The organism is Flavobacteriales bacterium (genome assembly GCA_016713875.1).
Lineage (GTDB): Bacteria > Bacteroidota > Bacteroidia > Flavobacteriales_F > PHOS-HE28 > PHOS-HE28.
Genome location: JADJOI010000003.1, coordinates 2,932,011 through 2,956,529, shown reverse-complemented (window position 1 = coordinate 2,956,529; position 24,519 = coordinate 2,932,011). Strand labels below are relative to the sequence as shown.

At 68.0% G+C, this 24,519-nt stretch carries 14 protein-coding genes; 11 read left to right on the top strand and 3 right to left on the bottom strand.

The annotated features are described in order from the left end of the window. Nucleotides 1–33 precede the first annotated feature (33 nt). The 3 genes from IPJ87_13960 (at nucleotide 34) to IPJ87_13950 (ending at nucleotide 3,996) form a co-directional block, all read left to right on the top strand. On the top strand, nucleotides 34–918 hold the full coding sequence (locus tag IPJ87_13960; protein ID MBK7942956.1) for a peptidoglycan DD-metalloendopeptidase family protein: 885 nt from the start codon (nucleotides 34–36) through the stop codon (nucleotides 916–918). A gap of 58 nt (nucleotides 919–976) precedes the next feature. Beyond that, nucleotides 977–2,452, top strand: coding sequence for a GH3 auxin-responsive promoter family protein (locus tag IPJ87_13955; GenBank protein MBK7942955.1), 1,476 nt, complete (start codon nucleotides 977–979; stop codon nucleotides 2,450–2,452). Nucleotides 2,453–2,532: 80 nt separating this feature from the next. Continuing rightward, nucleotides 2,533–3,996 (top strand): glycosyltransferase family 39 protein, encoded by a 1,464-nt coding sequence (locus IPJ87_13950; GenBank protein MBK7942954.1) that lies wholly within the window; start codon nucleotides 2,533–2,535, stop codon nucleotides 3,994–3,996. Between the two features lie 42 nt (nucleotides 3,997–4,038). On the opposite strand, the gene IPJ87_13945 is transcribed toward IPJ87_13950, so the two are convergent. Beyond that, complete coding sequence (locus IPJ87_13945; protein MBK7942953.1) at nucleotides 4,039–7,299, bottom strand: glycosyl hydrolase; 3,261 nt, start codon at nucleotides 7,297–7,299, stop codon at nucleotides 4,039–4,041. A gap of 84 nt (nucleotides 7,300–7,383) precedes the next feature. After that, a complete protein-coding gene (locus tag IPJ87_13940; GenBank protein MBK7942952.1) occupies nucleotides 7,384–7,995 on the bottom strand; it encodes a hypothetical protein in 612 nt (203 codons plus the stop codon). Nucleotides 7,996–8,072: 77 nt separating this feature from the next. Between IPJ87_13940 and IPJ87_13935 the strand changes: the two genes are divergently transcribed. Continuing rightward, nucleotides 8,073–9,023, top strand: a complete 951-nt coding sequence (locus IPJ87_13935; GenBank protein MBK7942951.1) for a threonylcarbamoyl-AMP synthase — start codon at nucleotides 8,073–8,075, stop codon at nucleotides 9,021–9,023. A 3-nt stretch (nucleotides 9,024–9,026) separates the two neighbouring features. Here IPJ87_13935 and IPJ87_13930 read toward each other — a convergent pair whose 3' ends face one another. Beyond that, nucleotides 9,027–9,449 (bottom strand): DUF2059 domain-containing protein, encoded by a 423-nt coding sequence (locus IPJ87_13930; GenBank protein MBK7942950.1) that lies wholly within the window; start codon nucleotides 9,447–9,449, stop codon nucleotides 9,027–9,029. A 97-nt stretch (nucleotides 9,450–9,546) separates the two neighbouring features. Here IPJ87_13930 and IPJ87_13925 point away from each other — a divergent pair, with 97 nt between their 5' ends. From IPJ87_13925 to IPJ87_13895, 7 genes are all read left to right on the top strand, one after another. Further along, nucleotides 9,547–10,737 carry a 1-deoxy-D-xylulose-5-phosphate reductoisomerase gene (locus IPJ87_13925; GenBank protein ID MBK7942949.1) on the top strand — a complete coding sequence of 397 codons (1,191 nt, stop codon included), beginning with the start codon at nucleotides 9,547–9,549 and terminating at the stop codon, nucleotides 10,735–10,737. Further along, a complete protein-coding gene (gene rseP / locus IPJ87_13920; GenBank protein MBK7942948.1) occupies nucleotides 10,725–12,050 on the top strand; it encodes an RIP metalloprotease RseP in 1,326 nt (441 codons plus the stop codon). The genes IPJ87_13925 and rseP overlap by 13 nt, the downstream gene beginning before the upstream one ends. Nucleotides 12,051–12,097: 47 nt before the next feature. Continuing rightward, nucleotides 12,098–12,457, top strand: coding sequence for a response regulator (locus IPJ87_13915; protein ID MBK7942947.1), 360 nt, complete (start codon nucleotides 12,098–12,100; stop codon nucleotides 12,455–12,457). 18 nt (nucleotides 12,458–12,475) lie between these two features. Next, the gene (locus IPJ87_13910) at nucleotides 12,476–13,537 is read left to right on the top strand and encodes an FAD-binding oxidoreductase (GenBank protein ID MBK7942946.1); all 1,062 of its coding nucleotides are present in this window, start codon (nucleotides 12,476–12,478) and stop codon (nucleotides 13,535–13,537) included. Nucleotides 13,538–14,104: 567 nt separating this feature from the next. Beyond that, a complete protein-coding gene (locus IPJ87_13905; protein ID MBK7942945.1) occupies nucleotides 14,105–15,001 on the top strand; it encodes a hypothetical protein in 897 nt (298 codons plus the stop codon). Between the two features lie 85 nt (nucleotides 15,002–15,086). Continuing rightward, on the top strand, nucleotides 15,087–21,239 hold the full coding sequence (locus IPJ87_13900; GenBank protein MBK7942944.1) for a hypothetical protein: 6,153 nt from the start codon (nucleotides 15,087–15,089) through the stop codon (nucleotides 21,237–21,239). Nucleotides 21,240–21,390: 151 nt separating this feature from the next. Then, nucleotides 21,391–24,477: a proprotein convertase P-domain-containing protein gene (locus IPJ87_13895; GenBank protein MBK7942943.1), complete on the top strand. Its 3,087-nt coding sequence runs from the start codon at nucleotides 21,391–21,393 to the stop codon at nucleotides 24,475–24,477. The last annotated feature ends 42 nt before the right edge of the window (nucleotides 24,478–24,519 follow it).

The window sequence follows — 24,519 nt, the reverse complement described above, 5'->3', positions numbered from 1 at the left end:
GACCGTTCGTGGTCACGCCGATATTTGTCCGACATGGCCGAGCCCACCGCTCCCCGTCCGCGCAAGCAGGTGCTGCGCAAGCTGAAGAGCAAGTACCGGCTGCTGCTCATCAACGATCGCACCTTCGAGGAGCGGTTCAGCATCCGGTTGTCGCGGCTCAACGTGTTGCTGCTGGCCATCGCGGCCTTCACCCTGCATGGCCTGATGGTGGCGGCCATCATCGTGCTCACCCCGCTCAAGCGGTACATCCCGGGCTATTCGGACCAGGAGACCAAGCTCAACGCCTACCGCAGCACCCTGCTGGCCGATTCACTGGACCAGCGCCTGGAGGAACAGGCCCTGTACATCGCCAACCTGCAGCGCGTGCTCCGCGGCGAAGTGGCCGCGGACACCAGTTTCCGCCTCCGCCCCGTGCAGCAAGTGCCCTCCGCGGAGGATCTGCGACCTGGCCTGAAGGACAGCCTGCTCCGCCTCAAGGTCAAGGAGGAGGAGGCCTATGCGCTGTCCGAGGCCTCGGGTCAGGCGGGTGAGCGTCGCGCCCTGGCCGGCGTCTTCTTCTTCCCGCCGCTCCGGGGCATCGTCACCAGCACCTTCGACCGGGCGCAGGGCCATTTCGGCATCGACGTGGTCACCAAGGCGGATGAAGCGGTGAAGGCCTGCCTCGATGGCACCGTGACCCTGGCCAGCTGGACAAGCGATGGCGGCCATGTGCTGCACGTCCAGCACCGCGGCGACCTGGTGAGCGTGTACAAGCACAACAGCGTGCTGCTGAAGAAGGCGGGTGACAAGGTGAAGGCCGGCGAGGCCATCGCCATCGTGGGCGATAGCGGGGAGCTCAGCACCGGCCCGCACCTCCATTTCGAGCTTTGGTTGAACGGGGAGGCCATCGACCCGCAGTCCTACATGCTGTTCAAGTGATGACCCGGGTGGGCGTTCCCGTGCAGGTCCGAAACCGGAACACCCGCCGGCCCTGGCCATGAGCCTCAAGTCCGCCATCGCCGGGCCGTACGCCCGTTCCGTGACCAACGCGGTGATGCGCCGCGCCTTGGACCCGGCCGCCACCCAGCTCGGGGTGCTGCGGCAGCTGGTGCGGTTCGGTGGTGCCACGGCCTTCGGGCGCGACCACAAGCTGCACCAGGTCCATGACCACGCGGGCCTTGTGCAGGCCGTTCCGCTGCGCGACTACGAAGGCTTCCGGCCGTACATCGACCGCATCGTGGCGGGTGAAAAGGACGTGCTGTGGCCTGGCCTGCCGCTCTACCTCTGCAAGACCAGCGGCACCACCAGCGGCGCGAAGTACATCCCCATCACACAGCATTCACTGCCCAACCACATCGGCAGCGCGCGGCGGGCCCTGCTCGCCTACATCGCGCACAGCGGCCGCGCCGACTTCGTGGACGGGAAGATGATCTTCCTGCAGGGCAGCCCCGTGCTCGACCGCAAGGGCCTCATCCCCACCGGTCGCCTCAGTGGCATCGTGGCCAACCACGTGCCGCGCTACCTGCTGAAGAACCGCATGCCCAGCTTCGCCACCAACAGCATCGCCGATTGGGAGACGAAGGTGGAGGCCATCGTGGGCGAGACCATGCAGGCCGACATGCGGTTGATCAGCGGCATCCCCGCCTGGGTGCAGATGTACTTCGAGCGGCTGCTGGCGCGCACCGGCAAGGCCACGGTGAAGGAGGTGTTCCCCCACTTCTCGCTCTTCGTGTACGGCGGTGTCAACTATTCGCCCTACCGCAGCCGCATGGAGGCGCTGATCGGCGGCACCGTGCCCGGCGTGGAGCTCTTCCCCGCGAGCGAAGGCTTCATCGCCTACCAGGACAAGGACAACGACGACGGCCTGTTGCTGGTGCTCGACAACGGCATCTACTTCGGCTTCGTGCCCATGCACGGCCACGACCGCCGACCGCGTTCCATCGCCGAGGTGGAGCTGAACACGCAATACGCGCTGGTGCTGTACACGAACGCGGGCCTCTGGGGCTACGAGATCGGTGACACGGTGAGGTTCACCTCGCTCGCGCCGCCGCGCATCAAGGTCACCGGCCGCACCAAGCACTTCACCAGTGCCTTCGGCGAGCACGTGATCGCCGAGGAGGTGGAGGGCGCGCTGAAGGACGCGATCGCCGCCGTGCCCTGCGAGGTGGCCGAGTTCACCGTGGCGCCGCAGCTTGCGCCATCCGAAGGGCTGCCCTACCACGAATGGCACATCGAGTTCGCCGCACCTCCGTCGGACATGGGCCGCTTCAGCGCAGCGATGGACGAGGCGCTGCGGAAGCGCAACCCGTACTACAAGGACCTCATCAACGGCAAGGTCCTGCGCCCGTTGGTGGTGCGTTCGCTTCCGCGCGGAGCGTTCGCCGCCTGGATGAAGGCGCGCGGCATGAACGACGCGCAGAGCAAGGTGCCTCGCCTGGCCAACGACCGGCGGTACGTGGAAGGGCTGGGCTGAACGCGTTCGATGACCGGGGACCGATGGAAGATGGCACGGTGAATCCGCAATGGGTCCTCCCCCGGGTGATCACCGCGATCATGTCCAGGGTAGGGCACTGGGCTCTTCCGCTCATGGTGGCCTCCGCCCTCGGTGTACTGCTCTTCACGGTCGCCAAGGCACACTTCAGTTCCTTCACCCACGATGAGAGCGTCACCTGGGCCCGTTACGTGCACCTGCCGATGAAGGACCTCCTTGAGCATCGGGAGTCGTACACCAACAACCACATGCTGAACAGCATCCTCATGAAGGGTTCCGAGGGGCTCTTCGGCGACAGCGAGCTGGCGCTTCGGCTGCCCAACCTGCTCGCGCTGGTCGTGTACCTGGTGTATGCCGCGCTGCTCGCGCGTCGCCTTGGCCCGGTCGTCGGCCTGCTCACGTACCTCCTCCTCTGCTACGGGGCCCATTTCATGGAACTGTTCGCCCTGGCCCGGGGGTATGGGCTGTCGTACGGGTGCCTGCTCATGGCCCTCCATCACGGCTGGCGCTCCCTGGAGACATACAGGCCGTTGCACGTGGCCCTGCTCCACGCGGCGCTCGTGCTGATGGTGCTCAGCAGCTTCGTCACCGCTCAGGTGGCGCTGGCCATGGTGACCGTGCTGCCCGTCGCCGCGCTGTGGAGCATCGCATCGGACCTCGAACGGAAGCGGATCCGCCGCCGCATGCTGGTCGTGCATGCCGCGTTGACGCTCGTATCCGTGATACTGCTCCGGGAACCGCTGCGGAAGGTGATGAACGACAACTCCTTCGAGTTCGGCGGAGGGAACGGGTTCGTGCACGACACCTTCAGCTCACTCGTCCATACCGCACTGCCGACCGTGGCCGTGGTAGGGTGGGCGGTGCAAGGCCTCTGGATCCTCTTCCTGCTGCTCATGTGCGCGATGTTCCTGGTTGCGGTCCGGACCTTCCGCCGAACGGGAGCAGGAACGACCACGGACGACCTCATCCTCTGGCCATGGGGCGTGCTTCTGGCCACCGTGCTGGTGATGGTCGTCCAGCATGCGCTGCTGGACACGCCATACCCGAAGGCGCGGTTCAGCAAGTTCCTCTATCCGTTGCTGCTGCTTTGCCTGGGTGCGTCGTGCAGTGGGCGCGTCGCCGGGCGATGGGCGCTGTGGTCCGGAGCGATGCTCACTGCGGCGGCTCTGGTCCAGGTCGCGAGCTTCATCGGGCTGTCGTCCGTGAACAGCAGCGTCGAATGGCAGTATGACATGGACACGGAGCGCATCATGGACGTGATCCGAGCCGACCTTGATGGAAGACCGGCCGCACAGGAGACCGCGCGCATCGGACATGCCTGGGTGCTGGAGCCCACGATCAACTTCTACCGGGTGACGAAGCGCATCCCCCTCGAACCCGCCCACCGGGAAGGCCCCTCCCATACCGAGGACTACCTGGTGCTGAACGATACGCTGGCGGCCCAGGCCGACCTCAGCGGATACCGCTTCATGGGCTGGTTCGGGCATGCCGACCTGCTGCTCTTCCGCCGGACGATCCCCCGATGAGCCTGACCCGCGCAAGCGGCCATGCGTTCCGTTCAGTCGGCCCTATCGCTCCTTCAAGGCCGGCGCGCCCAGCGCCTGCACGCGCGTCTCGAAGACATCGGCCTTGGCGGATGCTTCGTTCACCCTACGCTCCAGGTCCGCGAGGAGCCTCTCGGCATGTCCGCGGCTGGCGTGGTGCGTGGCCGTGGGACCGTAGGTGAGGGCCGAACCGCCGTTGCCCGCGTTGCCGAGGAAGTCCCGCAGCCCCGGGGTGAAGCGTTCCTCGCCGACCATGCTGCGCGCCCTGCTGCCGTTCAGGTCGAGGTCGATCGCCTGAAGGCTGTCGCGCAAGGCGAGCAGCTCGCGGTGCAGCGCCTCGTCGGTGCGCGGTGCCCGCGTGTATGCGGCGAGCAACAGACGGCCGCGTTCCTGCACGGCCTGGAAGCGTTGCTCCATGCGCTCGTTGCGCGCATAGAGCTCCTCCATGACGCGTGCGTATTCCGCCACGGCCTCCGGAGCGGCACCGGGTAGCGTGCCCTTCATCAACGGTTCCACACGCACGTCCACGCGCGCCGAGATCGCCGTGAGCGCACCATTCACTTGCTTGAACAGCTGCGCGCCATAGAGGCCCGGGGCCACCAGGCTTCCAGCGGGGGAGCCGTCGGCATTGCCGGGCGTCACCGGTGCGCGCGCGTCGGCGCGCAGGTCCCACACCACGCGCTGGAAGCCCTTCGCGTTGCTGGCCTCCACACGCCGCACCACATTGCCCGCGGCATCAGTGACCACCAGCCACACCTTGGGGTCCTGCGCTCGCAGCTCGGCCTCCAGCGAGTCCCACGCGGGCACGCTGAGCGGCTGTTTCGCCTTGGTGCTCTCTTGCTCGAGCTCCTTGCGCACATCCTTCCGGCTCTTGTAGGCTTCCTTCAGGTGGTAGGTGAGCTCGGCGCCGAAGGGCGGGTTGGGCGCGGTGAAGAACGCATCGCCCATGGATCCCGCGCGCCCACCGCCAAGAGGAGAGCGCTGGCTGTACCATAGCGCGCTGCGCGGTTCGAAGAGCGTGGCCTCGGCGGTGCGCATGGCGTCGTTCAGTTCGCGCAGGGCGCGGTAGTCGTCGAGGATGTAGAAGCCGCGCCCGAAGGTGGCCACCACCAGGTCGTGCTCGCGCCGATGGATCGCCAGGTCGCGCACAGGGATGTTAGGCAGCCCGCCCTTCAATTGGAACCAGCGCTTGCCGCCATCGGTGGTGACGTACACGCCGAACTCCGTGCCGAGGAAGAGGAGATCGCGCTTTGCATCGTCCTGCACCACGCGCCACACGAGCGTGCGCTGCGGCAGGTCGCCGGTGATGCTGATCCACGTGCGGCCCTTGTCTGCGCTGCGGTAGAGGAAGGGTTTGTACACGCCGTTCTTGTGGTCGTCGAACGCGGCGTACACGGTGCCGGCATCGAAGAGGTCGGCCTTGATGTCGTTGACGAAGGCCGTGGCGGGCAGGCCGGGCAGCGCGCTGAAGGGCACACGCCGCCAGCTCTTCCCTTCATCTTCGGTCACTTGGATGGCACCATCATCGGTGCCCGCGTAGAGGAGGCCCTTCTGCACGGGCGACACGGCGAGCGAGGTGATGGTGGCGTACTCCGACATCGCGTAGAGGTCCCACGGATTGTCCCAGCCCTGCGTGGTGCCGTAGAAGTTGGTGCGTATGCGTTCGGTGCCGCTGGTGAGGTCGCCGGAGAGCGCGGTCCAGCTGTCGCCGCGGTCGGTGCTGCGCCACACGCGGTAGGTGCCGAAGTAGAGCGTGGCGGGGTCGTGCGGGCTCACCACGATGGGCGCGTCCCAGTTGCTGCGCTCCCACGGCTCACCGGGCGCGGCCTGCGGACGGATGTACACGTTCTCGCCGGTGCGGCGGTCGTGGCGCATCAGGTTGCCCTGCTGCCACTGGCCGTACACGATGTCGGGGTTGCCGGGCTCGGTGGCGGGCTGGTGACCATCGCCGCCGATGATCACGCTCCAATCGCTGCTGCGGATGCCGTGCTCGTTGTCCGTGCGCGAAGGCCCGCCCTGGGTGTTGTTGTCCTGCGTGCCACCGTACACGGTGTAGAAGGGCAGCTCATCGTCCACGGCCACCTTGTAGAACTGGGTCACCGGCAGGTTGCCGATGTGGCGCCAGGTGCCGCCGCGATCGAAGGTCTCGTACAGCCCGCCGTCGCAGCCGAACAGCAGGTATTCCGGGTCATCCTTGTGGAACACCACCACGTGATCGTCCACATGGCGTGTATCCACGTTCAGGCCGCGGAAGGTCTTGCCGCCATCGTCGGAGGTCTGGGTGGTGTTGCTCACCAGGTAGAGCCGGTCGAACTGGTGGGGGCAGGTGTAGAGCTCCTGGTAGTAGTGCGGGCCGGTGCCACCGCTCACCGCGTCGGACATCTTCGTCCAACTGGCGCCACGATCGGCGCTGCGGTACACGGCGCCGGTGCGGCGGTCGAGCTCGATGGCGGCGTAGAGCACGTCCGGTCTTTGCGGCGACAGGGCGAGGCCGATCTTGCCCAGGTTGCCGCCGGGCAACCCGCCCTCGAGCTTGGTCCACGTTTCGCCGCCGTCGGTGCTGCGGTGGATGGCGGAGCCCGGACCGCCGCCCATGTAGCCGGCCACGGTGCGGTGGCGCTGCCAGGTGGCCGCGTACAGCCGCTTCGGGTCGCGCGGGTCCATCACCAGGTCGGTGGCGCCCACCCACGCCTCATCGCCGAGCGTGCGCTTCCAGGTCTTTCCGCCATCGGTGGTGCGGTACACCCCGCGCTCCCCGCCTTTGGTCCACAGGGGGCCTTGCGCGGCCACCCAAACAGTATTGGGGTCGGTGGGGTGCACCACGATGCGGCTGATGTGCTCGCTGGTCTTCAGCCCCATGTGCTTCCAGGTCTTCCCGCCGTCGGCGCTGCGGTACACGCCGTCGCCGAAGCCCACGTGGCGGCCAGCGACGTTCTCGCCGGTGCCCACCCACACCACCTCGGGGTCCTGCGGGTCCAACGTGATGCAGCCGATGGAATAGCTGGCCTGTCCATCGAACAAGGGTGTCCAGGTCGTGCCCGCGTTCACGGTCTTCCACACACCGCCGGAGCCCACGGCCACGTACCAGGTGCCTGGCTTGGTGGGGTGGCTCACCACATCGGCGATGCGGCCGCTCATGAAAGCGGGGCCGATGGAGCGGAACGTGAGGCCGCTGAGCTGGTCGGCCTTCAGCGTGTCGGTCGCGGGGCGCGCCGGCTTGCGTTGTGCATGTGCCGAAGCGGGCGACAGGGCCACAGCAGCGGCCAGAAGAAGTGCGCGGATCATGGTGGGTGCGGGCAAGGTAACGCGCCACCGGGGCTGTGGTCGGTGGAGGCGCCCCGAAGGTTCGGCCTGTGACCGGGGGGGCGCTCAGAACGCGTAGCGGATGCTGGTGCCGTTGAACTGCAGGTGCTGCCACAGCCCGGCGCGTGAGCGTTTCCAATGGCGGGCATGCACGATGTAGTTGGCCAGGTCGTACACGAACAGGAAACCGCCCTGCAGCAACAACGACGTGCCGAAGCCCTGGAACATCTCGCTGCGCTTCGCCGTGGGATCGCCGCGCCCGTTCTCCCACAGCCACAGGCCGGCACCCATGTAGACCAGGTCGAGCCCGGTGTTGATCAGGTACACGGCCTCCACCTTGCGCTGGGCGTCGAAGGTGCGCGGGATGTCGAGCGTCGAGGGAGCGCGCAGGCGCTTGCGGGCGCCCAGGTAAGCGGGCACCGCGATCCCGAGGTTCACCACGTTCCAGGCGGCGTTCATCTGGTGGAAGTGGAACGCTTCGCTGCCCGATGGTGTGGTGGCCATGCCGATGCCGCCCGCCACCATGTTACCCACCGCCCAGCCGCCCAGTACCAGCATGCTCGTGCCGCTCGTACGCTCGCGTTGTGCATTGAACTGCAGGTAGTCGTCCGGCACCTGGGCCTGCGCCGCGAGCGTGCTGCACGCAAGAAGGGAACCAAGGAGTTGACGGATGGTCATGGGTCCGGGGCTTGTCGAACGAAGGAACAACGAACGCGGCGGTCGGTTCCCCGGACCGTGCGGAACTTCGCGCCACGATGACGACCACGATCGGTACCGATGTGGCCCATGCCGCACTTCTGTTGAAGCAGGGGGCCGTGGTGGCCATCCCCACGGAGACCGTGTACGGACTGGCCGCGGACGCCTTCAACGAGGAGGCCGTGCTCACCATCTTCAGCGCCAAGCAGCGGCCGGCCTTCGATCCGCTCATCGTGCACGTGCGCGACCGTGAACAGCTGGACCGGGTGGCCGAGGTGCCCGCCGAGGCGGAGGCCCTCATCACGCGCTTCTGGCCCGGGCCGCTCACCTTGGTGCTGCACAAGCGCCCGGCCGTGCCCGACCTGGTGACCAGCGGCCTGGACACCGTCGCCGTACGCATGCCGGCCCACGCCATGACGCGCGCGCTGTTGAACGAACTGGACACGCCGTTGGCGGCACCCAGCGCCAACCCCTTCGGCTACGTGAGCCCCACCACGGCGCAGCACGTCATGGACCAGCTCGGTGGGCGCATTCCTTACATCCTCGACGGCGGGGCCTGCACCGTGGGCGTGGAGAGCACCATCCTGGGCCGGGATGCCCAGGGCCGCTGGGTGCTGTTCCGTCCGGGCGGCATCGCCCTGGAGTCCATCGAGGCGGTGGTGGGCGAGGTGCACGCACCCTCCCCGTCCGCCAAGCTTCAAGCCCCGGGCATGCTGGAGAGCCACTACGCCCCCCGCAAACCGGTGCATGTGGGCGATGTGCCGGCGCTCCTGCGCCGGTTCGCCGGGCGGGCCGTGGGCGTCATCAGCTTCCGCCATGAGCACCACGCCCACCGCTGCGAGGTGCTCTCGCCCGAGGGCGACCTGTCCGCCGCCGCCCGGCACCTCTTCGCTGTGCTGCGCGAGCTGGACACCAGCGATTGCCAGGTCATCGTCGCCGAACGGTTCCCCGAGGAAGGCCTGGGCCGCGCCATCAATGACAGGCTGCGGCGCGCGGCGGCGGGGCGGTGAGGATCACCGCATGCCCTGAAGGACATCGTTCGCCACACGCTCGCCCCAGGCCGCACCAATGCGGGTGGAGCCCTCCACCAACGACGGGTTCTCGCGCGCCAGCTTGCGGCCCAGCGGCGTTTCGTGGAAACGCGTCATCTCCTGCAGCTCCTCCAGGCTGAAGCGCTCGTGGTACAGCACGGCGATCTCCGCGTTGAGCTCGCCCAGTCGCGCGATCACCTCCTTGCGGAAGCGCTTGAGGAACTCCTTGTCCGAGCTCGGGTCCTGCTCCTGCAGGTCGAGCATGGCCTCCATGGCGCTGCGCTGCATCGCCTCGGTGCCGCTGGCCTTCTGGAACGCGTCGAACTGCGCCAGGTAGGCGGCATCCTGCCCCCGCAGGCCGCCGATCAGGAGCGTGATGAACAGGGCGAGGAGGGCCGGGCGCATGCGTGGGTTTTTCCCAAAGGTCGCGCATGCACCGGCAGCGCCCAAGCCCGATCTTTGCGCCCCGCAGGAGACCATGTGCCCATGTGCTGATGTGCCCATGGCGGCTGCGGAGATCACACCGATGAAGAAACGGATCGCGATCCTGGGCAGCACGGGCAGCATCGGCACGCAGGCCCTGGAGGTGGTGCGCGAGCAATCCGCCCGCTTCGCCGTGGAGCTGCTCACGGCCGGCCGCAACAGCGACCTGCTGATCGAGCAGGCGCTGGCCTTCCGCCCCAACGCGGTGGTGATCGGCGACACCACCCGGCTCGCCCGGGTGAAGGACGCCTTGTTCCCACACGGCATCAAGGTGTACGGCGGTGAGGAGGCCATCGCGCAGGCCGTGGCCATGGCCGACATCGACATGGTGCTCACCGCCATGGTGGGCTACGCCGGGCTGCGCCCCACGCTCGCGGCGATCGAGGCCGGCAAGCCCATCGCGCTGGCCAACAAGGAGACCTTGGTGGTGGCCGGGGAGCTCGTCACCGCCGCGGCCCGTGCCAAAGGCGTCAACATCCTGCCGGTGGACAGCGAGCACAGCGCCATCTTCCAGTGCCTGGTGGGCGAGTGGCAGAACCCGATCGAAAAGGTCGTTCTCACGGCCAGCGGCGGTCCCTTCCGCGGCCGCACGCGCGATCAGCTCGCCACCGTCACCAAGGCGCAGGCGCTCAAGCACCCCAACTGGGACATGGGCGCCAAGATCACGATCGACAGCGCCAGCCTGATGAACAAGGGCCTGGAGGCCATTGAGGCAAAGTGGCTGTTCAACCTGCGTCCGGACCAGGTGGAGATCGTGGTGCACCCCCAGAGCATCGTGCACAGCCTGGTGCAGTTCCGCGACGGCAGCCTGAAGGCCCAGCTGGGCCTGCCGGACATGAAGCTGCCCATCCAGTACGCCATGGCCTATCCCGCCCGGCTGGACACGTCGTGGCCGCGCTTCGACTTCGCGCAGTACCCCGCGCTCACCTTCGAGCCGCCCGACCTGGGCACCTTCCGCAACCTGGCCCTGGCCCTGGACGCCCTGCAGCGCGGCGGCAATGCGCCCTGCGTGCTCAATGCCGCCAACGAGATCGCCGTGGAGCTCTTCCTCCAGGACCGCATCGGCTTCCTGGAGATGAGCGACCTGATCGAGGAAAGGCTCGCAAAGGCGACCTTTGTACCGCGGCCCACGATGGAGGACCTGGTGGCCTCCGATGACGAGACCCGCCGCAGCGCCCGCACCTGGGCAAGCCCCGCATGGAATTCCTGATCAAGGCCGGCCAGCTCATCCTGAGCCTCAGCATCCTGGTGACGCTCCACGAGCTGGGCCACTTCGTGCCCGCACGCCTCTTCGGCACCCGCGTGGAGAAGTTCTTCCTCTTCTTCGATTGGAAGTTCGCCCTGTGGAAGCGCCAGGTGGGCGACACGGTCTTCGGCATCGGCTGGATCCCCCTGGGCGGCTACGTGAAGATCAGCGGCATGATCGACGAGAGCATGGACCGCGAGCAGATGGCGCAGGCGCCCCAGCCGTGGGAGTTCCGCGCCAAGCCGGCCTGGCAGCGCCTGATCATCATGGTGGGCGGCGTCACCGTCAACCTGCTCCTGGGCATGCTCATCTACATCGCCGTGCTCTTCACCTGGGGCCGCGATTACCTCCCGCTGGAGAACGCCACCTACGGCCTGCACCCCAGCAGCGTGATCAAGGAACAGGGCATGGCCGACGGCGACCGCATCATCGCCGTGGAAGGCCACGCGGTGCGGTCCATCGAGGAGCTCGGCAAGGCCATCCTCATCGACGAGGCCCGCACCCTCACCATCGATCGCCAGGGCCGCACCACCGACATCACCCTGAGCACCGATGTGGCCGACCGCATCCTGGACCGCAACGAGAAGACGCTCTTCACCCCCTGCGTGCCCTTCTTCGTGGACAGCATCCTGCCCGATGGCACCGCCAAGGACAGCGAGCTGCGCAAGGGTGACCGCCTGATCGCCGTGAACGGCGCGTCCACCCCTTGGTTCGCCCAGTTCCGTGAGGCGGTGGGTGAGTTGAAAGGGCAGCAGGCCACCATTGGCGTACTGCGGGGCAGCGACACTTTGCAGCTGCCCGTGCTAGTGAGCGACCAGGGCCTGATCGGCGTGGGCAACCGTCCGCCCGAGGCCTACTTCACCTTCGCCAAGGAGCGCTACGGCCTGCTGGAGTCCATCCCCGCCGGCATCGCCTACGGTTGGAACACGCTGGGCGGCTACGTGAGCTCCCTGAAGCTGCTCTTCAGCGCCAGCGGCGTGAAGCAGATGGGCGGCTTCGGCTCCATCGGCGGCCTGTTCAGCCCCGCCTGGGACTGGCAGGTGTTCTGGAACATGACCGCCTTCCTGAGCATCATCCTGGCCTTCATGAACATCCTGCCCATTCCCGCGCTCGACGGGGGACACGTGGTGTTCCTCCTCTACGAGATGGTGTTCCGCCGAACGCCCAACCAGAAGGTGCTGGAGGTGGCCCAGATGGTGGGCATGGTGCTGCTGCTCGGCCTCATCCTGTTCGCCAACGGCAACGACGTGGTGAAGTGGCTCACCGGCCGCTTGTAACACCCGCCCACCCCGTCGCGTAGCACCGGGCACAAGACCCCGCTGCGATGCCCCATGTCGTGCTGCTCGAGGACGATCCCCTGGTGAGGACCCTGCTCACCCACCGCATGCTGCGCAATGGCTGGCGGGTGAGCGCCCTGGCCGACGCCCGCGGCCTCGACGCCCTGCTGCAGGGCGGCCTGCCCGACCTGATCGTGGTGGACATCGGCCTGCCGCACCTGGACGGTCTGGCGGTGGTGGAGGACCTGCGCGCCCGCGGCATCACCGTGCCCGTACTGGTGCTCACCGCCTACGAGCAGCCGCACCTGATCGCTGCCGTGCGCAGCGCAGGCGCCGACGACCTGGTGCAGAAGCCCTGCGACAACGAGGTGCTCATCGAACGCATGCAGCGCTTGATGGCGGCGTGATGCCCCATCTTTGTGTCCTTGTCCGCCTCCTTCTCCCACGACCTCATCATCGTCGGCCAGGGTCTGGCCGGATCGGTGCTTGCCGAGACCGCCCTGCGCCGCGGCCTGCGCGTGCGCTTGCTGGACGAGCCCCGCGAGGGCCGCGCCTCCTGGGTGGCCGCCGGGCTGGTGAACCCCGTGGCCCTGCGCCGTACCCTGCTCAGCTGGCGCGCCCCCGAACTGCTGCCCATCGCGGGAGCCTTCTACCGCGAAGCTGGTCTGCACCTCGGCCGTGAGTGCTGGCACCCCGTGCCGCTGGTGAAGGTCTTCCCCAGCGCCAAGGAGGCCGGCGAATGGCGTGTGCGCATGAACGACCCCGAGGTGGGCCACTACCTCAGCATTGAGACCTGCACCGACCCCGGCCTGCAACGCGTGGACCAGCCCTACGGCCACGGACAGGTGAAGCGTGCCGCCTGGGTCGACGTGGCCGGGCTGCTCACCGCCTGGCGCGCGCTGTGGCGCGAACAAGGCGTGCTGGAGGAGCGCCGCGTGGAAGCCATTGATGTGCGCGCTATTCCAGGCGGGGTGGACCTCTTCGGCCATACCGCTCCGATGATCGTGTGGTGCGCGGGCCCCTTCGCGCAGCTCCAAGGCTTGGTGCCCGTGCGCGGCGAACGCCTCACCGTGCGCCTGCCCGGCCTGGACCTTGGCGTGCTGGTGCATCGCGGCGGCTTCATCCTCCCCTTGGGCGGCGACGACTACCGCGTGGGCAGCACCTACGACTGGGACGATGTATGGAGCGGGCCTACCGCTACCGGCCGCGCCGACCTGCTACGCCGCCTGCACAAGCTGCTGTTGCGCACACCGCTGGAGCCCGAAGAGGCCGAGGCCTTCCAAGTGGTGGACCACTGGTCCGGCGTGCGGCCCACGGCCAGCGACCGCCGCCCCCTGCTGGGCCGTATCGCCCCCCACCAGGCCGTGCTGAACGGATTGGGCTCCAAAGGCGTGCTGCTGGCCCCCTGGTGCGCGCAGCATCTCTTGGACCACCTGCTCGACGGCTCGGCGCTGGATCCGGAGGTGGACCTCGCACGGTTCGCGTAGGGGGGACGTGGTGCCGATCCGCTTTCTACCTTGTGCATGAGAACCTCGGTTCGATGCCAAGCGAACCGTGATCGTCCGGCCATGAATAGGTCCTGTTTCCTATTTACTGCGTTCGTACTTCGCTTGAGCGCCGACGCGCAATGGCAATCGGTTGGAAGGGGTTTCCAGAGCGGAGGTGTTTTTGACATGGGATACTCCGAGGCTTACGGCGGTGTTTTCGTAGCTGGAAAAATGACACAAGCTGAATTTGATGGACTTCTTCTTAATGGTGTGGGATTTTGGAATGGTTCGTCTTGGGAATCCCTTGGAGCTGGAGTTTCGATACCCGGCGGAGGGCATTTGGCTAAAGCATTGTTCGTCACTGATACCTCCGTGGTCGTTGCTGGGGGATTTCAACTCATGGATTCAGTCCCCGGCACCCAATGGGTGGCTCAATGGAAGAATGGTGAATGGAATAGCATGGGTATTCCATCCGGAACCACTGGGTCGTGCCTACCCCTTCGATTGGATACACTCGACAATGAGCTGCACTTATTCGGTCCTTGCGAGATTACCGGGGCTCCTGTTATGAGCAACTGGCTCACATGGGACGGCGGGCAATGGCGACAATACGACCCGGATGAGCCCTTCTATGGGTATACCGCAGCTGCCTGCCGGTACCAAGGCCAGGTGCACGTGGCAGGCAATTTCTGGACGGTGAACGGTGCCACCGATGTGGCCCGGTACACCGGCAGCACCTGGGAGGAGCTGGGACCCGGTGTGGCCGGCGACCCCTTCATGACCGATATGCTGGTGTACGACGACCTGCTCTGGGTGTGTGGCGATATCGCTGCCTCGGCCGGCAACCCCGCCAACGCGCTCCTCGCCTGGGATGGCGCCCAATGGCTCGACCCTTTCCCGCAGATCACCCACGTGGCGTACGGGCGCGATCTGCTGGTGGCCAATGGCAAGTTGTACTACACGGGCACCTTCGTGGCCAACGGTCTCGATAGTGCCTACGCGCTGTTGGAGTACGACGGGCAACAGGTGTGCGTGATGGGCGGGCCGGGCCCCATCCTGGGCCGCATCGCCGCCTCGGCCGACACGCTCTATGCCGCTACTGGAGAGCATCTCTTCGGCTTCATGAGCGGGCCGTTGATGAACTTCATCGGCAAATGGCCGCTGAACGCACCACGGGACACCTGCTTCGCCCTGCCGCAAAGCGTGGGCGGAGGACCCGACCGACCCTTGTTCTGGTCCGCCGCCCCCAACCCCAACCAAGGCCAGTTCACGTTGCGCGGTCCCGGGCTGAACGACCTGCGTGAGCTTGAGGCGGTGGATGCGCTCGGTCGATCCGTCGGGGTGCAATGGTCGCTGGACGGAGCAGGGGCCGTGGAGGTGCGGTGTGCCGGCAGAGGCCTCATCACCCTGCGTGGCCGCACTGGCGATCGGCGCGGACAGGCCCGGGTGCTGGTGCAGCCGTAGCGAGGTCGATCATCCCACCGCGTTCCATCGCCACCTTTGTGCGCCGCGGCGCCGCACCAGCGGGGCCGCGTGGTCGATGGCCTCCGTGCGCACGCTGCTCCAGCTCGTCCCCGTCCTCCTGATCGCCCTGCTGCCGGCGTGCCACAGCGGCCGCAGCAACCTGCGCGGCAGCACCACCGGCCCCGATCCGCGCTGGGCGCAGGTGGACTCCCTGATGCGCGACGGGCGCTACGCCGATGCGCTCACCGCCACCGATGGGCTGCTCGCCGAGGCCCAGGGCTCGGGTGATGCGCTCCTGCAGTTCGCCGCGCACATGCGCCGCGCCTATCTCCGGCAGATCACCGGCACGGATCGCTTGCAGGTGCTCCAGGACCTGGACCGCACCACCGACAGCCTCGCTACAGCGGGCGCTCCGCTTCCGCTGGTGCCCCTTCTGCATAGCGCCCTCGCCGAGGCCTGGTGGAACGCCTACAGCGACGACCGCTGGCGGGTGCTGGAACGCGGCCGCACCGCCGATGACCCGGACGACCCGGAGACCTGGTCGCAGGCCACCTACATGGACCACATCCTGCGGCACGTGCATCGCTCGCTGGAACCGCTGGACAGCCTGAAGGCCTTCGCCACCGCCGACCTGCGTGGGCTGCTGCGCACCGTGCCCACCGCCTCCGGCACCGCGGAACCCGGCGCCCTGGCCCTGCGCCCCACGCTCTTCGACCTGCTGGGCCACCGCGCCTTGGACCTCCTGCGGAACCCGGAGACCCGTCTGGCCGAGCCGGCGGACGCCTTCCAGTTGAACGACCCGCGCCACTTCGCCCTGTTCGACGCCTTCTTCTTCGGGCCGTTCCACCACGCCGACAGCGGCGCCTGGGGCCTGCAGGCCCTGCGGCTGTACCAGCGCCTGGAGCGCGCCCACCAGAGCGACGACCACCCCGATGCCCTGGTGGACGCCACGCTCGGCCGGCTGGCCCATGTGAGCGCCCACAGCACCCTGCCCAACGCCGACTCGCTCTACCTCGAAGCGCTGCATACCCTGCGTTCACGCGTGCCCGATGACAGCTGCTGGAGCGAGGTGACGCTGGCCATCGCCACCTGGAACGCGGAACGGGCCGACCGCTATGACCCGCTGGTGAGCGATGCCCACCGCGACGAACGCCGCACCGCCCTCGCCCTGTGCGACGAGGCCATCGCCCGTTTCCCGCGCTCCACCGGTGCGCGCAACGCCGCCGTGCTGCGGGCGCAGCTGCGCGATCGCGAGCTGGACCTCCGCAGCGAAGAGGCCGCCATGCCGGGTCGTGACCTGCTGCTGAGCCTGCGCTACCGCAACACGCCGAGGGTGTGGCTGCGCGTGGTGAAGGACCCGCAGGAACCCGGGCGCGATCGCCGTTGGTCGCGCGATCACCAGGAATGGCTGCTGCAGCAGCGCCCAGTGCGCAGCTGGACATTGGACCTACCGGACGATGGCGACCTGAACCCACACCGCGTGGACCTGCCGGTGGACGCGTTGCCGGCCGGGCGCTACGCCGTGCTGGTGAGCGACAGCGCCCGCTTCGCCGCCGGCAAGGACCGCATCGCGTACACGCACATTCAGGTCACCCGCTTCGCGTTGGCGCAGCGCAGCAGTGACGAAGCACAGGACCTGCTGGTGATGGACCGCTGGAGCGGCCAGCCCCTCGCCGGGGTGAAGGTGAGCCTCTACGGCCAGCGCGCCGGGGCTGATCAACTCGTGAAGCTCGGCGAGGCGGTGACCGATGCCGAGGGGCGCCCCGCCCCGGACATCGCGCCGGCCAACGGCCGCCAGATGCTGGTGCTGGAGCAGGGCGACGACCGCTGGATGGCCGATGCGGGATACCGCTGGTGGAACGGCGAGCCACCGCCGGGCGATAGCGTGCGCACCTTCCTGTTCACCGACCGCGCCATCTACCGACCGGGGCAGGAGGTCCACGTGAAGGGCATCGTTACCGTGAAGCGCGGTGATGACGTGGTGGTGCGTGCAGGTCACCGCGGTGTGCTCCGCTTCCTCGATGTCAACGGTGAAGTGGTGGACACGGTGCCGTACACCACGGACGCCTACGGCTCGTGCGTGGCGCGCTTCACCGCACCCGTGGGCGTGCTCACCGGTGCGATGCGCATCGAAGAGGCGCACGGTTCGGCGCAAGTGCGCGTGGAGGAGTACAAGCGGCCCACTTTCGAGGTGCGCTTCGATCCCGTGGCCGGACAACCGCGCCTGAACGGCGACGTGGAACTGAGCGGCACCGTGGCCAGCTACGCGGGTGTTCCGCTCGACGGCGCCACCGTACGCTGGACCGTGCAGCGCACGCCCCGCATGCCGTGGTGGTGCGGCTGGGGTTGGCGCGGTCTGCCGTGGGGCCGTTCCACCCAGGTGGCCACCGGAACCGCCACCTGCGACGCCCAGGGCCGCTTCACCGCCCGCTTCACCGCACCGGCCGATCCGGCCTTCCCGCGCGATGCGGATCCCACCTTCCACTTCGCCGCGGAGGCCGTGGTCACCGACCGTTCCGGCGAGGTGCAGCAGGGATCCACGGCCTTCGACCTGGCATACCGACGGATCGCCATCGACCTGCGCCTCGGCGAGGCGGTGGACCGCAGCGCGCTCGACAGCCTCGACCTGCGCGTGCGCAACCTCAACGGCCAGGAGGTGGACGTGCCTGTGGACGTCCGCGTGCATCGCCTGCGCGCCCCGCAGGTGCCCTATCGCGAACGCCTGCTGCCGCGCCCCGACCGTTCCGTGCTGGAACGGGAGGCTTTCGTGCAGCGCTTCCCGGAGGAAGCCTTCGGACAGGAGGCCGACCCGCTCACCTGGCCCGCGGAGGAGGCCGTGTACGAGCGCACCGGCCACCGCGCCAACGGACGTGCGCTGGCCCTGCCCGCCGCGCGCACCTGGGACGTGGGCACCTACCGCATCGAGCTGAAGGCGCGCGATGAGGGCGGCGACACGGTGCGTGTGCGCTCGGTGGTGACGCTGTACGATGCGGAGGTGCAGCACACCGGCTTCATGGCCGACGCCTTTCATGCGGAGCTGGTGAAGGGCCGCTGCGAACCCGGCGAGAAGGCGGTGCTGCTGCTGAGCTCGGCGCTGCCGGATGCCCGCGTGCTGATGGAGGTGGAGCGCGACGGCGTGAAGGCGGTGAGCCGCCGCCTGACACTGAGCCGCGGCCAGCAGCGCGTGGAGCTGCCCGTGCGCGAGGACGACCGCGGCGGCTTCGCCGTGCACCTGCTGTGCGTGGAGCGCGGTCGTGTGCACGCCCGCACCCTCGCCATCGAGGTGCCGTGGACCAACAAGGACCTGCAGGTGGAGTGGATGTGCTTCCGCGACAAGCTACAGCCCGGCGACCAGGAGGAGTGGCGCTTGAAGATCCGCGGTGCGAAGGGCGACGCCGTGGCCGCCCAGCTGTTGGCCACGTTGTACGACGCCTCGCTCGACCACTTCGTTCCGCATGGCTGGGCGCTGGACGTGCACCCGCGCACCGACGCGCGCCTGGGCTGGCAGGGCACCACCCCCTTCGGCACCGATGGCGGACGCGAAGTGTGGCGACCGTTCATCTCCCCAACGGGCGTGGTTCGCATCTATCCGCAGCTCGAGACCCACGGGTTCACGGGGCATTATGGATGGGCGGATATGGCCCAAGTCGAGGTCGTACAGTATCGGATGAGACGATTTGATCGGGATAGTGACGCCCTTGCTACGACCACAGATGAAATGGAGGAAGCGGAAGTGGTGACCGGTGGCGTGCCGGCGAACTATAACGATGTCACCGGGGGCATGATCGCACAGAATGGTCAACCCGCGCCTCCGTCCGCAGGTGCGTCGGGAACAGCCCCGAACGATGCACCACCTCCGTTACGCAGCGACCTGCGCGAGACGGCCTTCTTCCTGCCCGACCTGCTGACGGACCGGGACGGCAGCGTGGTGCTGCGCTTCACCGTGCCCGATGCGCTGACGCGGTGGAACCTGTTGGGCCTGGCCCACACGGCCGACCTGCAGCTGGCGCAGCTGGCGCGGAGCCTGCGCACCGTGAAGCCCGTGATGGTGGTGCCCAACCTGCCGCGCTTCCTGCGCGCCGGCGACCGCATGGTGCTCACCGCCAAGGTGAACGTCACCGAGCCCGGCCGCGCCGAGGGCCTCGCGCGCCTGGCGCTCTTCGACCCCGCCACCAACGCCCCGCTGGACAAGGCCTTCGGGATCGACGCGCCCGAGCAGGTCTTCATCGCCGCGCAGGGCGAAAGCGCTGTGGTGGCCTGGAGCATCGCCGTTCCGGAAGGCGTCGACGCGGTGGGCGTGCGCATCACGGCCGCCAGCCGTCCGGGTCCGCGGAGCACAGTCGTGGCGGCGGACGGGGAGGAGCGTGTGCTGCCGGTGCTCACCGACCAGGTGCTGGTGACCGAGCGCCTGCCGCTGTGGATGTCGGGCCCCGGGACGCGCACCTTCACGCTGAACAAGTTGGTGAACGCAACACCGAACGACCGCACGAGCACCCGCCGCAACCACCAGCTGCGGTTGCAGTACACGCCGAACCCCGCGTGGCTGGCCGTGCAGGCGCTGCCCTATCTGATGGAGTTCCCGCACGAATGCGCCGAGCAGCTCTTCAGCCGGTATTACGCGAACCGCCTCGCCGCGCATGTGGTGGCTGAGCGCCCGGCGATCCGCGGCGTCTTCGAGCGGTGGCGCCAGGCCGGTCCGGATGCCTTCGCCAGTGCCCTGGAGCGCAACACCGACCTGAAGCAGGTGCTGCTGGCCGAAACCCCCTGGGTGGTGGAGGCCCGCGACGACCGCACACGACGGCAGCGCATCGCCCTGCTCTTCGACTTGGACCGGATGGCGCGTGAGGAGGACGAGGCCCTGGGCCGTCTGAGGCAGATGCAACTGCCCAACGGGGCCTGGCCCTGGTGGGCCGGCATGGAGCCCAGCCGCTGGGTGACGCAGCATGTGCTGGCCGGCATGGGCCACCTGGACCGCGTCGGTGCCGCCGATCCACGCGCCGATGGCCCCGTGCACCAGATGCTGAACCGTGCGGTGGACTGGCTCGATGGCGAAGTCGTCCGCGAGCACCGGCGGCTACAGCGCGAGCTGGACAAGGCGGCCTTCGCGGCGTACCGGCCCGACCACGGCGACCTGCATTACCTCTATGCCCGCAGCTTTTTCCGTCAGCGGTCGCTGGATGGCGCTGTGGGCGGCGTGGTGCAATGGCTGCTCGAACGTGCCCAGGCCGGATGGACGGACCGCGCGCTGCACGATCAGGCGCTGCTGGCCCTGGTGCTGCACCGCTTCGACCGGCATGAGGCGGCGGCCCGCATCGTGGTGAGTCTGCGCCAGCGCGCCGTGATGAGCGATGAGCTGGGCATGTATTGGAAGGACTTCCGCCGCGGGGTCGATCCGTGGGCCTTCCCGTCGGAGACGCATGCGCGCATGATCGAGGCCTTCCACGAGGTGGCCGGGGATGCGGCCAGCGTGAACGCCCTTCGGATGCACCTGCTGCAGATGAAGCGCACCACCGACTGGGGCACCACCACGGCCACGGCGGAGGCCTGCCACGCCCTGCTGCTCACCGGCGATGCCTGGGTCGAGGAGGGCGCAGGCCCGGAGATCCGCGTGGGCGGCCAGGTGGTGGGCGCCCAGCACCGCGAGGCCGGCACGGGCACCTTTGAGCGCACCTGGTCCGGGGAGGAGGTGAAGCCCGTCCTGGGCGAGGTGACCATCACCGAGCGCGCCGACCGGCCCTCGTGGGGCGCGTTGTACTGGCAGTACTTCGAGCGCATGGACCGCGTGACGCCACCGGACCTGGGCGGTGGCAGCCCGCCCTTCCACCTCACCCGGCAGGTGATGCTGGAGCGGCCCGGGGCCCGTGGACCGGAGCTGGTGGAGCTGGCCCCCGGCGTGGCGGTGCGGCCCGGTGACAAGGTCGTGGTGCGGCTGGTGCTGCGCACCGATCGCCCGCTGGACTTCGTGCAGGTGAAGGACCTGCGTGCGGCGGGCCTGGAACCGGTGGAGGCCTTGAGCGGCTACCGGTACCAGAGCGGGCTGGGCTATTACCAGAGCATCCGCGACGCGGCGATGGACCTGTTCATCGACCGTCTGCCCGCAGGCACCCATGTGTTCAGCTACGCGCTGCGCGCCACCCATGCCGGGGACTTCAGCCAGGGCATCGCTTCAGCCACCTGCATGTACGCCCCGGAGTTCGGAGGCCACAGTGAGGGCTCGCGCGTGCTCGTGTCGGAGTGAAGCGACGATCGCCGCAGGCCCATCGACCGTGATCCGCGGTCCGTCGATCCCTTCCACCGACCGAACGGGACACTGTGCCCCATGGTTGCGCTGCATGGCCGGGTTCCGGACCTTTGCGCCTTCGTTCACCGCTCATCCCGATCCGTTGCCCATGAAGTTTCGCTCCATCCTGCCGTTGACCCTTCTCCTTCTTGGCCCGGTGGTCCCGGCCCAGGAGTTCGTGGAGCTGCACAACGCCGAGGTGCTCCCGTTGGAGTTCCTGGGCGAGACGATGGCCTTCCGCGATTGGGACCCCACCCGTGCGTTCCCGGATGAGGTGGTGCGCGACGCCAACGGCTGGCTGGTGAAGCCGGAGCCGAAGGGCACGAAGGAAGCCCGGCTGCACCAACGTGTGAACAGCAAAGCGCTGCCCCTCGGGGAGGATCCCGCCTGGCAGCGCCAGCAGGGCGGCCGCACCTCGGGTCGTGCACTGGACCTCACCATCAACGGGATCGGCAATACGGGCGTCAGCCCCAGCGATCCCTGCCTGGAGGTGGGCCCCAACCATGTGATCCAGATGATCAACGGAAGCTCCGGCGCCTACTTCCGCATCTATGACAAGAGCGGCAACCCGCTCGGCGCGCAGACCTACCTGGACAACTTCATCAACGCCATCGGGGGCATCACCAGCTACAGCGGCGCGGGCGATCCGATCGTGCTGTACGATGCGCTGGCCGACCGCTGGCTGATGAGCGAGTTCTCCTCCAGCGGCAACCGGCTGGTGATGTGCGTGTCCACCACGGCCGACCCGCTGGGCACCTGGTACGCGTACAGCTTCACCGCGCCGAGCTTCCCGGACTATCCGAAGTACGGCGTCTGGCCCACGGCCTACATCGTGACCAGCAACGAGGGCACGGGCTGTCCCATCTACGCCCTGGACCGCAACCGGATGCTTGCCGGTCTGTCCGCCACCTCGCAACGGTTCACCACGCCGGACTATCCCACGATCGGCTTTCAGGCCACCACGCCCATCACGTTCGAAGGCGGCACCGCCCCTCCGGCCAACGCCCCGGCCATGGTGATGCGCATGGCCGATGACGGCTGGACCGCGAGCATCCCTGCGGACCGGCTGGAGCTATGGACCCTGACGCTGGACTTCACCACCCCGGCCAACAGTGTCCTGGCCGGACCCCAGTTGATGCTCACCGATCCGTTCGACACCGAACTGTGCGGCTACACCTCCTTCTCGTGCGTCGATCAGCCCAGCTCGAACACCAACCTGGACCCGCTGCGCGAGGTGATCATGAACAGGGCGCAGTACCGCAACTTCGGTACGCACGAGACCATCGTGTGCAACCACGTCACCGACGTCACCACCACGGACCGGGCGGGTGTGCGCTGGTATGAACTGCGCCGCAGTGGCGGCATCGCCAACCCTTGGGGCATCCACCAGCAGGGCACCTATTCGCCGGACGCCACCAGCCGCTGGATGGGCTGCATCTCCATCAACGCTGCGGGCGACATCGGCCTGGCCTACAACGTGAGCTCCGGATCGGTGTTCCCGGGGATCCGCTACACGGGCCGCAGCGCCAGCGACCCGCTGGGGCAGATGACCTTCGCGGAGACCACCATCGTCGCGGGGACCTCCCCCAACGGCAGCAACCGGTATGGCGACTACAACTCGCTCGATGTCGACCCGGCCAACGGCAGTTTCTGGGGCACGGCCCAGTACAACCCGGCCTCGGCCTGGTCCACGCGCATCTTCAACTTCTCGTTCACCCCGCCACTGTGCACGCCGCCGGCGGCCACCCTGAGCACCCCGTGCATCAACCTCGGCCAGTACAACGTGAGCATCAACCTCACCAGCCTCGGTAGCGCGTCCAGTGTCACCCTGCAGATCGATCCGGACGGCGGGGGGCCCAACCCTCCGGTCACCGTGGGCAACGCCACCGCTCCCGGGGTCTTCGGCCCCTACGGCCCCTACACCAGCGGCAGCGCGGTATCGGTGGTGCTGGTGCACGACCAGTTCAGCCAGTGCACGGTGACCTACACCGGCGTGGTGGCCAACTGCAACGCGCCGGGCGCCGGCTGCACCACCTTCAACAGCACGGGCACCACGACCATCGTGGATAATGCGACGGTGAGCAACACCATCACCGTGCCCGCTCAGGGTGGCGCCACCCTGAGCGACCTCAACGTGTTCGTGAACGTCACACACACCTACACGTCGGACCTGCGGCTGTCGTTGGAGAGCCCGGTCGGCACCGTGGTGAACCTCATCAACAGTGGACTTTGCACCAACAGCGACAACATCGTGGTGGAGTTCGATCAGACAGGATCGAACGGCAACGTAGGCGTCACCTGCCCGATGAGCAACCTGTTCGTGGTGCCGGCCCAGTCCCTCGCGGCGTTCAACGGCCAGGTGTTCCAGGGCAACTGGATCCTGCGCGTGCAGGATGTGGCCACACAGGACGAGGGCACGCTCAACAGCTGGTGCCTGATCCCCACCCTGATCGCAGCCGACGTGAAGGTGGCGGCGAAGGTCTTCCTGGAGGGCGCCTACAACACCGGCACGGGCCTGATGAACGATGACCTGCGCGCGGCCGGCCTGGTGCCGCTCACCGAGCCGTACACGGCCTTGGGCTACCCCTTCATCGGTGCACCGAGCGGAGCCACCACGGCCCCCGTGCTGGCAGTGACCGGTGCCAACGCCATCGTGGATTGGGTGGTGGTGGAGCTGCGCAACAGCTTGAACGGCGCGTCCGTGGTGGCCAGCAAGGCGGCCTTGGTGCAGCGCGATGGTGACGTGGTGGCCGTGGATGGCACCTCGCCCGTGAGCTTCGCCCTGGCGGCCGGAGACTACTTCGTGGCCGTGCGCCACCGGAACCACCTGGGCGCCATGGCCACCCCGGCGCTGGCCCTGAGCGGCACGGCCACCACCGTGGACCTGACGGCCCCGGCCACTGGCACCTTCGGCACCGATGCGCGCAAGACCGTGGGGAGCATCCGTGCCCTCTGGGCCGGCGATGTCACGTTCAACAAACAGGCGAAGTATGCCGGCGGCAGCAACGACCGCGACCCTATCCTGGTCCGGATCGGGGGCACGGTGCCCACCGCAGTGGTCAACGGCTACCATCCGGAGGATGTGAACCTGAACGGCCAGGTGAAGTATGCCGGCGCGGCCAATGACCGCGACCCCATCCTGGTGAACATCGGTGGCACAGTGCCCACGGCCACCCGGAGCGAGCAGATCCCCTAGTGCGGTCCACAACCGATCGGTGACAGAACAAGACCCTCGGGG